Origin of the sequence: Rhodophyticola sp., assembly GCF_965284195.1 — a bacterium.
GTDB lineage: Bacteria > Pseudomonadota > Alphaproteobacteria > Rhodobacterales > Rhodobacteraceae > Rhodophyticola.
In genome coordinates this window covers 1,717,030-1,728,003 of record NZ_CBDIRM010000001.1, presented here as the reverse complement: position 1 = coordinate 1,728,003, position 10,974 = coordinate 1,717,030, and the positions used below count along the sequence as shown (strand labels likewise).

Here is a 10,974-nt window from a genome sequence, read left to right as displayed (position 1 = left end):
GGCGATGGGGTGGTTCTTTAATGAAGTGGAAAAGCCGCGACTGCACGGTTGCGGCTTTTTCTGCGTTGCATCCGCTCGATATTGGTTGCTATATCCGCTGCATATCCTCGGAGAAGAGACTAAGAGACGGTTTGCCCCTATAGCTCAGCTGGTAGAGCATCTGATTTGTAATCAGAGGGTCCGCGGTTCGAGTCCGTGTGGGGGCACCAATTTTACAATAAATACATGTGATTACGAGGCTCCTAGTTGGCTACGATCTTAAAGTAGCGCGTGGCGATCCCGCGCAAGTGTTTGAGGATATTGAGGAAGCGCTCGACCCTGTTGCGTTCCCGGTAGAGATCACGGTCCACAGTTCGGTTGACGCAAACGTTAGACTGGCTTGGGATGTAGGCGGTGGCGCTCGTTGCCTCGTTGGCGCCGATTTCGGCCCTGCCGAAGTAGCCCCGGTCCCCAACCACGTCACCGGTGAGGCTGAGCGGGCCAACGAGGTCGGGGGCGGTGGTCTTGTCGGAGGCGTCCCCGGGGTCAATAGCAGCCGTACGGGTAGACCGCGCCCATCCACGACCGCATGAATCTTGGTCGTCAGACCTCCTCGAGACAAACCGATGGCGTGAAGGCATCGGTATAATGCCGACCGGGTCAGATGCGGGATCGAGGCTTGCAGGGTGTACAGGCAATCGTCCAGCGGCAGCAGAGTGTGGCGCCGGAAGGTGACGACCATCGCCTCCTCTGCCTCCGTGAGAACGGTTGAGCGTGGCGCATTCGGTCCCGCCTTACGGTCCTTAACTGTCTCGCGCTTTCGCCACTTGGCGACTGTCTTCGGGTTAACCCCGAGCTTGCGGCTCAGCACCGCGATCGAAGCCTGCGCCTCTCAGCGATTGCAAGGCAATCGCTTGCCGGCCAACGGATCGCTGTATTGCTGCTTTGACAGCGTGCGTGGTCGTGGCGCTGCCATGACGAACTTGTCCCAAAGGGTTTCCTTCCATTCCCGCGAATGGATCGCACCATCAAACCGTGGGATCAAATATCTAGGGGCTCTCGCCGTCGTCAATTGAGCTGGTCCCGGAAAACTGGACAGTGAGCTAAGGTGTATCCCAACGACGAAGGGATATGACGATGGCGCGGAAGCGACGGAAGTTTACGGATCATTTCAAGGCCCAGGTGGCGCTGGAAGCGCTGCGTGGTGACAGGACGGTGCAGGAGATCGCGGGCGCGGCACGGGCTGCTGCCGACACAGGTGAGTGCCTGGAAGAAGCAGGCAATGGAGGGCCTGTCGGATGTGTTCGCCGGAAAGGCGGGTGGCGCGGTGGACCGAGAAGCGGAGCTGAAGGATCTGCACGCCAAGATCGGGAGGTTGGCGGTGGAGAACGATTTTTTAGCCAAAGGGCTCAAGACATGAGCCCCTGCCGTCGCAAGAATATCGTCCAGCCCGATCATCCGCAGCTCAGCCTGAGCGCGCAGTGCCGCATCCTGGGGATCAGCCGGTCGTCGCTGTATTATCGACCCGTGCCGGTTCGCGACGACACGCTGGCATTGATGAAGTCGATCGACCGGTTGTTCACGGCCTATCCGTTCTTCGGTAGCCGACAAATGGTTGCGATGCTTAAGCGTGACGGCCTGTCGGTCGGGCGGCACCGGATCCGGCGGCTGATGCGTCGAATGGGGTTGGAGGCGGTCTATCGCAGGCCAAAGACCAGCCAACCTCACCCGGCGCATCCGATCCATCCCTACCTGCTGCGGACCATGACCATCGACCGCCCGAACCAGGTCTGGTGTGCTGACATCACGTTCGTTCCAGTCAGCCGTGGCTACCTTTACGTTGTGGCGATCATGGATTGGGCGACGCGCAAGGTGCTGTCTTGGCGGCTTTCGAACACGATGCACGCGGACTTCTGCGTCGAGGCGCTGAACGAGGCGATCCGTCGCCATGGCCCGCCCGAGATCGTGAATACCGACCAAGGTAGCCAGTTCACCGGGTCAGCGTGGATCACGACTCTGACCGAGGCCGGGGTGCGGATCAGCATGGACGGCCGCGGCCGCTGCATGGACAACATCTTCATTGAACGGCTTTGGCGATCGATGAAATATGAAGCCGTCTACCTTCAGGATATCGCGGATGGCTTCGAGGCTGGGCGGGTCGTCGACAGTTGGATCGACTTCTACAACCGCCAGCGCCCGCACTCGGCACTTGGTCTGAGGACCCCCGATGAGGCATACTTAGTGAGGATCGAACTGACGAAAGCGGCCTGAGTACACAACCCGATATACCTTAGCAGGGCCGAGAAACTGTGCAGGATACTAGGACCAGCTCATATCTCGACACGTTTGTCCCGATCTTAATGGTTGCAGCGCAGTACTCAGATACACACAATAAAGCCTCCAAGCTTTAACCCTGCTGGCAAAAGCGTAAGCAATCTGATCACTGGCTTACTTCGGGCCGGGCTCCCTAACTCGCGGTATGAAAGGCATTCCTGTTGTTAACCGAGTGAAAAGTGTCGATCAACCTGGGAACTCTACATCTCGGTCTCTCGGCTGTCAGCGGACCTACGAGGCTCGCGTTTCCATCAACGTGGCGATGACGTCGGTGACTCGGTTCAGCTCATCGGCTGTGATGTCATGATAGCTCGGCAAGTTGACCGCGCGCGATGCGATGTCCCAAGCGTTGATATTGGATGGCACGGCCTTGAACATGTCGAGCGATGAAAGCGGATGGAAAAACACCCGCGCGTCGATACCGGCGGAGGCAAAAGCCTGAATCGCTATGTCGCTGGTCACACCCGTCTCGGGAGCGAACACAACTGTGGGCATCCATGCCCCATTTACACCGTCTCTTGGCTCTGGGTTCATTGAGATCGTGGGATACATCGAAAATCTGTCTCGATAGGCGTTCAGTATCTCGCGCTTCCTTTGGGTTAGTTCCGCGACACGTTCGATCTGGCCAAGGCCAAGAGCGGCCTGAATATTGGACATTTTGTACTTGAACCCAACTGCAGAGGCCCAAAACTGGCGTGTTTCGCCTCGCGCCCGACCGTGGTTCGATAGGGTCAGTACACGCTCGTACAAGTCGGAGTCGGAGGTCACGAACATTCCCCCCTCACCAGTAGTCAATGTCTTTGTGCCATGGAAGGAAAACGCACCAAATGCGCCCATAGACCCGGCCCTCTGACCTCGGTAGACCGACCCAATGGCCTCGGCTGCGTCTTCGATCAGCAGGATGCCGTGGTAGTCCGCGATTTCGTGGAGGCGGTCCAAGTCGCAAAGGTTGCCGTAAATATGCACCGCTAGAATGGCCTTGGTGCGGGGAGTGATGGCCGCCTCAACCGCATCTGGATCAAGGCACCAAGAAACTGGGTCGATATCTACGAACACCGGAGTTGCGCCGAGATGCACGACCGGCGCGACCGATGCGATCCAGTTGGTATCCGCAAGGATTACTTCATCGCCCGGCCCAATGCCCAACGCCGCCATGCCCATGTGCAGCGCACCGGTACAGCTTGACGTCGCCAAGGCATGAGGCACACCGAGATGCTCTGCGAAGGCCGCTTCGAAACGGATGATGTAGTCATAGCATTGCGCGCCCCAGCCGTTGCGTGCGGCGTCGGCGGCATAATCGGTCTCGCGCCCAGTGATCGACGGGCGAGTATAGGCAATGCGTGCGCTCAATGAACCTTCACCTCCGGCATCAGAGTCACTACACGCGTTCCAGTGTCGACAAGGTCGGACAGCTGGAAGCGCACCTCCGCAGCGATGTTCCAAGGCAGAACGACGACATAATCAGGTCGTGTTTCTGTGAGCACGTCTGGGGAGAAGATTGGGATGTGGCTGCCGGGTAGCAGCCGGCCCTGTTTCGCAGGCGCCGCATCGCAAACAAACGGAAGCAGATCGCGTTTGATACCAGCATAGTTCAAAAAGGTGTTGCCCTTGGCAGCTGCGCCATAACCCGCGACAGTCTTTCCGTACTTCCGCAGGTCCAAAAGAAATTGCAGGGCGGCGTTCTTTTGCGCCTCTATCCGCGGCTGAAAACCGGTATAGAAGTTGATCCCCTGCATGCCGCGGGAGATCTCCTCAGAAAGTATACGGTTCACGGAAGCGGCGGTTGCGTGGTCCGCCCCGGCAAAACATCCGAAAACCCTTAGGCTGCCGCCATGGGTTGGCAGTTCCTCGACATCAAAAATGCGAAGCCCGCATCTCGCGAAGATCTTCGCCACTGTCGAGAGTGAAAGATACGAGAAATGCTCGTGGTAGATCGTATCGAACTGCGTGAACTCGACCAGACGCATTAAGTGTGGAAACTCCAGCGTCACCACACCCTGCGGTTTTAGAAGGGCCGCGATCCCACTCGTGAAATCGTTGATATCGGGCACGTGCGCGTAGACATTGTTACCGATAATCAGATCCGCTCCCCCTCCTTCGGCTGCGAGCGATACTCCGAGTTCCTTCCCGAAAAACCGCTGCAAGGTTGGCACTCCGCAGGCCTCTGCTGCAGCTGCGGCGCGCGCTGTAGGTTCGATACCGAGACAGTGTACCTGCTCTGCGACGAAGTTCTTCAGAAGATATCCATCATTTGACGCAAGCTCGACGACAAAGCTCGAGCCGTCGAGACCGAAGCGGTCTGTCACCATCGCGCAATAGGATGCGGCATGAGCCAGCCATCCTTTTGAAGTAGAGGAGAAATAGGCGTAGTCCGCCGAAAACAGCGTCTCTGCGTCAGTGAAGTCTTCGGTTTGCACGAGAAAGCATTGATCGCAGACGCGCACACGCAGAGGGAACGTTGTCTCTGGCCGATTCAGATCCTCCGGTGCGCGGTAGGCATTCGATGGAGGCGCAAAACCCAGATCCGCGAAGATATGGCTCAGCGGAGCGCCGCAATGTCGACAATGGTGTTGTGTCACAGTCGGATCGGCTCCAGTTCCTTAAGTCGGGGAAATGACATGTCGCGCCCGGATAGGTTCTTTGCAGGTAAAGGCCACTCGATTCCCAGATCGGGATCGCTCCAAAGAACTCCGCCCTCGTGCTCAGAACTGTATCGCGCGGAGTGCAGATAGAAAACCTCGGCATCTGCAGTCAATGTCTGAAAACCATGAGCGCAGCCACCGGGCACGTAGAGCGCCGAGCGTCGCTCGGCATCAAGCTCCTCGCCAACCCACTGGCCGAAGGTGGGCGAGCCCGCCCTGAGATCAGCAATCACGTCGAACACTGCGCCTTTGCTGCAGCGCACTAGCTTGCATTCTAACGCAGGCGGGCGCTGGAAATGCATTCCGCGCAAGGTGCCGCGCTCAATCGTAACCGACAGGTTCGACTGCACCCACTCGGTATTCAATCCATGAGCGGCGAACTCGTCAACGCAGAACATCCGCGCAAAGGTCCCGCGCGCGTCAGAACGCGGCTCAGTTTCGACACGATATGCGCCTGAAAGAGGCAACCGTGTAAAGATCATTTCCCGGCCTCGAATGTGGTAATCTGGGTCCGCGTCAATGCAACGGGATCGGCGCCGCCTGCCACATCGCGATACCAGCCTACAGTCTCGGCGATCCCGCGTTCGACATCCCATCGTGGGGTCCAGCCCAATCTGCTCCGGCTGCGCTCAATCCCGAGCATGAGACGACCTGCCTCGTGCGGGGCATTCAGATCCTTGCGATACTCATATGCGCCTGGCCAAAGCCGCACAGCGGACTCAATAACCTCTTGAACGCTGCGGACGTCCTGAATCTCGGGGCCGAAATTGTAGGCCGCGTCATATCCGTCGTTGTTGAAGAGACGTTCGGCCAGCCTAAGATAACCGGCTAGTGGCTCAAGTACATGCTGCCAAGGACGTGTTGAGGCGGGGTTGCGCAAAACCAGCATCTCGCCAGCCGAGAATGCACGGGCAAGGTCTGGCAGGAGCCGATTCTTGGCCCAATCGCCGCCGCCGATCACGTTGCCCGCGCGCGCAGAGGCCAGCTGCACTGGGCCGCCCGAAAAGAATGAACTACGATAGCTTGATACAACCAGTTCCGCCCCTGCTTTCGAGGCCGAATAAGGGTCGTGCCCACCCAGTCGGTCCGTCTCGCGGTACGGATGTTCCCATTCGCGGTTCTCGTAGATCTTATCAGTGGTCACAATCACGCAGGCGCAGCGATGTCGGACCGGCCTGAGCGCATCAAGAAGATTTGCCGTGCCCATCACGTTGACCGACCATGTTTCTTGCGGCTGCGCATAAGAGCGGCGCACCAGGGATTGAGCGGCGAGGTGGAATACGATGTCGGGTGCGGCCTGTGCGACTCGTTTACGAACAAATTCTGGGTCTCGGATGTCACCTACACAATGATCTAGCCGCTTGCTCAGTCCTAGTTGTTCGAACAGAGACGGTATCGTGTCAGGTGCAAGAGCCAAGCCGAAGACCCGCGCGCCTCTCTGCAAAAGGATTTCTGAGAGCCACGCGCCCTTGAACCCTGTATGTCCGGTCAGAAGGACACGTTTTTTGGCCCAGTCGAACATGGGTCAATCCCAAATGCGCCATGGCGCATCTCCGGCTTCCCACAATGTTTCGAGCTGTCGTTTGTCGCGCAGCGTGTCCATCGCGGCCCAGAAGCCATTGTGTTTGTAGACCGATAACTGGCGGTCTTGGGCCAGGCCTTCGAGTGGGGCACCCTCCCAAGGCGTTTCCGGTCCATCGATCCGGTCTAGCACTGATGGCTCGCACACAAAGTACCCGCCGTTGATCCATTGGCCGTCGCCGACCGGTTTCTCGAGGAACTTGCTCACTCGATCATCCTTGATCTCCAGCGCTCCGTAGCGGCCAAGTGGCTGAACCGCGGTCACTGTCGCCTCGGTGCCAGCTCGCCTGTGGGCCGCGATCAGCTCTTTGATGTCGATGTTCGACAATCCGTCACCGTAGGTAAGGCAGAACGTTCCGTCGATGTAGTCGGCAACGCGTTTCAATCGTCCGCCCGTCATCGTATCCTCGCCTGTATCGACCACTGTAACGCTCCATGGCTCGGTTTTGGCTTGGTGCACTTCCATGCGGTTCTCGAGCATGTGAAAGGTCACGTCCGACATGTGCAGGAAATAGTTGGCGAAGTACTCCTTGATCATGAAACCCTTGTAGCCACAGCAGATTATGAAATCCGTGATCCCGTGCTGGACGTAGATCTTCATGATGTGCCACAGGATCGGTCGCCCGCCGATCTCGATCATTGGCTTCGGCCTTAGGTGAGATTCCTCGCTTATCCGGGTTCCGAAACCGCCGGCGAGGATAATGGCTTTTATGTTGTTGTCCGACATCTGGGTTCCGTTTGGTGTAGTTCTGTAGGGCGATCCGAACATCCGTCTCACCGGTAGCGACGCATCTTGAGCTTTTGGCGGAAAAATAACCGTTCCACAAGATTGCGGCGGTTTACCGGATCGTTGAAGACAGTGTGGATATGACCGAATGGGTCCTGTTTTATAGTCTGGTTCGTGTGCAGCCGGTCGAGATGATCGTTGATAAGGAAAGAGCCGAACCGCTCCATCGCGTGTCCGTCGTCAGGGATTTTGGGACAGATGGCTGCCTAAACTAAGAGAGGGTCTGGCGCATCTGTTTGGTTTGATTATGCGGCGGATTTGCTGTGAAGCAAGCGTCGCGTTTCGATGGTCTTCTGTTTGATCCTTTCTCGTTGTTTCAGGATGGTTTCACCGCGTCCGAAGTAGACGTCAGCTGGCGTGAGGTTCTGTAGGCTCTCGTGGTAGCGTCGGTGGTTGTAGTGCTCGACGAAGGCGTCAATCTGCTGCTGGAGATCGCCCGGCAGGTAGTAGTTTTCCAGCAGGATGCGGTTCTTGAGGGTCTGATGCCAGCGCTCAATCTTGCCTTGAGTCTGGGGGTGATACGGCGCGCCTCGAACATGGTCCATCTGCTGATCTTCCAGCCAATCTGCCAGTTCGCCCGAGATGTAACTCGATCCATTGTCGCTGAGCAGACGTGGCTTATGCAGGACCGTCGCCTTATCGCAACCCGAAGCCAGCAGCGCGAGGTCGAGCGTGTCGGTCACATCTTCGGCCATCATCGTTGTGCACAGCTTCCAGGCGATAATGTATCGGCTGTAATCGTCCAGGATCGTCGAGAGATAGAACCAGCCCCAACCGATCACTTTCAGATAGGTGAAGTCGGTCTGCCAGAGCTGGTTCGGCCGAGTGGTCTTGTCTTGGAACTCGTCCGCAGCTGACAGAACCACATAGGCCGGACTGGTGATCAGGTCGTAGGATTTGAGGATACGATAGACCGAAGCCTCTGACACAAAATACTTTTCCGTGTCAGTGAACTGAACCGCAAGCTCGCGCGGCGATAGATCACTTTCCTTCAAAGCCAGGCCTTTGATCTTCTCCCGAACTGGCTGGGGAATGCGGTTCCAGACCCGCGACGGCTTGGGACTGCGATCCTCAAGGGCCTCGGGGCCACCCGACAGATACCGGTCGTACCAACGGTAGAAAGTGGTTCTGGGGATGCCGAGCTTATCCAGCGTTCGTTTGGTCGGGAGATGCGAGCCTTCGACCAGGCGAATGATCTCCAGTTTCTCAGATGCGGGGTATCTCATTCGTCGTCGTCCCCATCCGCGATCATGCTTTTTTGAGCAGCCGCAGCTCCAGGGCTTGTTCAGCGACGACCTCTTTCAAATCACGGGATTCCCGTCGCAGGCCTTTGACTTCGGTCGACGTCGCTGCACGGGCCGTATCGCCCGCCAGCCGCTTCTTCCCAGCCTCAAGGAACTCCTTGGACCAGCTGTAGTACAGGCTCTGGGCAATGCCCTCCCGGCGGCACAGCTCAGCTATGCTGTCTTCACCTTTCAGACCGTCCAACACGATCCGGATCTTCTCTTCCGCTGAATACTGCTTGCGCGTCGCACGGCGGATGTCTTTGACAACCTTCTCGCCGTGGCTCTTTCGTGTTCCGGGTTTCTGTCTCATCTCCACTCCTTGGTGGTTACGATGTGCCAGAAACCCTCTCTTATCAAATCGACCTAAACTGTCCCATTGGTGCTGACGTCAGACATCCATCGCGAAAGATACGTCGCGAACCTGTTCTGTTCGGCTTGAGACTTCCTTGTGAAAATGCTCGAAATAGTAGTCGACCGCCTTCAACATCCTTCCCATTGAGGCGTGCCAGAAGTCATAGGGGAACGTGCCAAGCTCGATACCCCCTGGAATGAAGCGTTGCTCCTTCAGCGCGCGCAGACCTTCGTCGCGGGTTAGTCCGCCAGTATGTATTCCAGCGGTCACGAGCAGTAGCAGGTACTCTAGTTTATGCCGATTTGCGAATTGGGTCATGATTTCCGGGAACCTTCGAGGCGTTGAGACCACGAAATCCTCGTCGATGCCTGAAGGGAAAGGCGGAACCGGGTTTGGCGTCGTGGGACCGATGATTTGCATTCCGAGATAGCTTGACGCCGGAATTCTGCGAAAGTGCCAGTTCGGCAAGCCGTATCCGGTCTTGCAGTTGAACTTGCGGTAGCTGGCAATTGTTACACGCTCGGGTTTGTCGACAAGCGAGTTCACGTATTCGTAGGCCGCCTTAGTTCCCATCGATCCCGACATGCGCCGGTGTAGATCCTCTGGCGCAGAGTACATCTCGTAGGCACGAATGATCTGATTGGGCAGGCCCTTGGGCGAGGGTCCGTTGGACAGCCAGATAAGGATTGCGTCATCCCGAAGAGGGAACAATACCTCTGCTCCATGGGTAACGACGAATGTCAGATTTGACATGATGTGTCCTCTAGCTAAAGCCGTCGGGCGCCCAACTACCGCTTTTGACGTGGCTTGCTGTTACGTTAAGAGTACAACGATATCTGGACCGTCCGCGCTGGCACCGGGAACGGTGTTGCAGCATCTTCCCTATAACGGTCAGTCGTCTCAGGCCCCTCCGTCAAGATAGACGATCTGGGCTGAAAGCCCGATTGATTTCAGCCACTCGGGAAGTACATGCCGCGCAATCGCGGGGTTGAGGCCAGCATACACAACCTCAATGCCCTTGGGCGGATCCAACGGGTCGAAAACAGGACCTACCGGCGCGGCCTGACGAACGTACGGGTTTTGGTCCAGATATCCAGAAATCCGCTGTCGCCCAGCCAAGACGGATGAAATCCACAAGCCATAAAAGCCCGCACCATAGATTACCGCCTTACGCTTCCCATGCTCAGAAGCGGCGCCGAGTAGCGTCTTCCTCGCTTCGGTCCAAAAGCTGGCGATGTCACGCAGTTCGATCACCTTTGCGGAGATGTTCTGCGACGAAGGCGCACGCTCGATCCCAGTATCCTTGCGCGCGACTACAACGAAAGCGCCACGGTAATCATTGGTCACGCTTTCAGTTACGAGGCCCGCCTGCCAAAGCGCCGCATCGATAGAGGAGGCTGTGAAGTGATTGATATGATCGACCACCAGCAGATCGCCTGGATTCGAGATCACATCGGGCACAGTGAAGAACACTTCGCCTTGCGGAGCGAGAAGCCGCGCGATGTCTTGAAAAACCTCGACCGGTTGGGCCACGTGCTCAATCACGAAATGCGCGGTGACAAGATCGAACTGACCCGACCACTCCTCGGGGCAGCGGTAAGTCGCCTGATCATCCCCCGCCACCCAGTTTGTCCAATAAGCGCGGTAGTCCTGCGACACATCGAATACGGCCGGTCGGATATCGGGGCGTTTGGCCATGATGGCGCGCAAGGTTGCAGCTTTCGCGGCCCCGTAGTCGAGCACTCGTGCGCCATGTGGCGGGTTAGAATGCAGCAGGACCAGCTCGGCCTGTTTCGCCATACGGAAGACTGGCTGGCCCTCCACCATCTCGTAGAGCTGGTCGTGATCGTCAGAGGCCAACGAAATCTTGTAATCGGTGTCATAGTAACCAGCGAGATCGGGCAGGTCGGGCGATTGACTATGTCCACACGAGTTGCACGAATAGGCTTCAGTTTTTACGTCCAGAAGCGTCGACATGGATGTGACTGCGGGCGCGCTTGCCCGATAGATCGG

10 protein-coding genes, 1 tRNA gene and 2 pseudogenes are annotated in these 10,974 nt (G+C 57.3%); 2 read left to right on the top strand and 11 right to left on the bottom strand.

The window, feature by feature from the left end; translation table 11 throughout:
• Positions 1 to 133 precede the first annotated feature (133 nt).
• Positions 134 to 209 (top strand) — tRNA-Thr (locus ACQ651_RS08590).
• A gap of 33 nt (positions 210 to 242) precedes the next feature.
• Here ACQ651_RS08590 and ACQ651_RS08585 read toward each other — a convergent pair.
• Together ACQ651_RS08585 and ACQ651_RS08580 are read right to left on the bottom strand one after the other, a co-directional pair.
• Complete coding sequence (locus ACQ651_RS08585) at positions 243 to 620, bottom strand: transposase (protein WP_430449037.1); 378 nt, start codon at positions 618 to 620, stop codon at positions 243 to 245.
• A pseudogene (locus ACQ651_RS08580) lies at positions 593 to 971 on the bottom strand (hypothetical protein); the annotation flags it as partial. The pseudogene ACQ651_RS08580 and the gene ACQ651_RS08585, both read right to left, overlap by 28 nt.
• 145 nt (positions 972 to 1,116) lie before the next feature.
• Here ACQ651_RS08580 and ACQ651_RS08575 point away from each other — a divergent pair.
• A pseudogene (locus ACQ651_RS08575) lies at positions 1,117 to 2,250 on the top strand (IS3 family transposase).
• A gap of 294 nt (positions 2,251 to 2,544) precedes the next feature.
• On the opposite strand, the gene ACQ651_RS08570 reads toward ACQ651_RS08575, so the two are convergent.
• The 9 genes from ACQ651_RS08570 to ACQ651_RS08530 form a co-directional block, all read right to left on the bottom strand.
• On the bottom strand, positions 2,545 to 3,663 hold the full coding sequence (locus ACQ651_RS08570) for a DegT/DnrJ/EryC1/StrS family aminotransferase (protein WP_430449036.1): 1,119 nt from the start codon (positions 3,661 to 3,663) through the stop codon (positions 2,545 to 2,547).
• Complete coding sequence (locus tag ACQ651_RS08565) at positions 3,660 to 4,892, bottom strand: class I SAM-dependent methyltransferase (RefSeq protein WP_430449035.1); 1,233 nt, start codon at positions 4,890 to 4,892, stop codon at positions 3,660 to 3,662. The genes ACQ651_RS08570 and ACQ651_RS08565 overlap by 4 nt, the downstream gene beginning before the upstream one ends.
• Complete coding sequence (gene rfbC, locus ACQ651_RS08560) at positions 4,889 to 5,437, bottom strand: dTDP-4-dehydrorhamnose 3,5-epimerase (RefSeq protein WP_375552073.1); 549 nt, start codon at positions 5,435 to 5,437, stop codon at positions 4,889 to 4,891. Before rfbC ends, ACQ651_RS08565 begins: the two co-directional genes overlap by 4 nt.
• Entirely contained in the window at positions 5,434 to 6,477 is a 1,044-nt protein-coding gene (gene rfbG / locus ACQ651_RS08555; protein WP_430449034.1) for a CDP-glucose 4,6-dehydratase, read from the bottom strand. Before rfbG ends, rfbC begins: the two co-directional genes overlap by 4 nt.
• Positions 6,478 to 6,480: 3 nt before the next feature.
• A complete protein-coding gene (rfbF, locus tag ACQ651_RS08550; RefSeq protein ID WP_375552769.1) occupies positions 6,481 to 7,248 on the bottom strand; it encodes a glucose-1-phosphate cytidylyltransferase in 768 nt (255 codons plus the stop codon).
• A 62-nt stretch (positions 7,249 to 7,310) separates the two neighbouring features.
• Entirely contained in the window at positions 7,311 to 7,490 is a 180-nt protein-coding gene (locus ACQ651_RS08545; RefSeq protein WP_430449033.1) for a hypothetical protein, read from the bottom strand.
• A gap of 78 nt (positions 7,491 to 7,568) precedes the next feature.
• Positions 7,569 to 8,919 (bottom strand): IS3 family transposase gene (locus ACQ651_RS08540; RefSeq protein WP_430447931.1). Its coding sequence is split into 2 segments (ribosomal slippage): positions 7,569 to 8,583 and positions 8,582 to 8,919, totalling 1,353 coding nucleotides; the frame shifts between segments, so codons are not numbered across the junction.
• Positions 8,920 to 8,997: 78 nt separating this feature from the next.
• Positions 8,998 to 9,714 carry a hypothetical protein gene (locus ACQ651_RS08535; protein ID WP_430449032.1) on the bottom strand — a complete coding sequence of 239 codons (717 nt, stop codon included), beginning with the start codon at positions 9,712 to 9,714 and terminating at the stop codon, positions 8,998 to 9,000.
• A 147-nt stretch (positions 9,715 to 9,861) separates the two neighbouring features.
• Positions 9,862 to 10,938 (bottom strand): class I SAM-dependent methyltransferase, encoded by a 1,077-nt coding sequence (locus ACQ651_RS08530; RefSeq protein ID WP_430449031.1) that lies wholly within the window; start codon positions 10,936 to 10,938, stop codon positions 9,862 to 9,864.
• Positions 10,939 to 10,974 lie beyond the last annotated feature (36 nt).

Coding starts and splice junctions, on each gene's coding strand:
- ACQ651_RS08585 (WP_430449037.1), bottom strand. CDS start 620: ATGCCTTCACGCCATCGGTTTGTCTCGAGGAGGTCTGACGACCAAGAT.
- rfbC (WP_375552073.1), bottom strand. CDS start 5,437: ATGATCTTTACACGGTTGCCTCTTTCAGGCGCATATCGTGTCGAAACT.
- rfbG (WP_430449034.1), bottom strand. CDS start 6,477: ATGTTCGACTGGGCCAAAAAACGTGTCCTTCTGACCGGACATACAGGG.
- ACQ651_RS08545 (WP_430449033.1), bottom strand. CDS start 7,490: ATGGAGCGGTTCGGCTCTTTCCTTATCAACGATCATCTCGACCGGCTG.
- ACQ651_RS08535 (WP_430449032.1), bottom strand. CDS start 9,714: ATGTCAAATCTGACATTCGTCGTTACCCATGGAGCAGAGGTATTGTTC.
- ACQ651_RS08530 (WP_430449031.1), bottom strand. CDS start 10,938: ATGTCGACGCTTCTGGACGTAAAAACTGAAGCCTATTCGTGCAACTCG.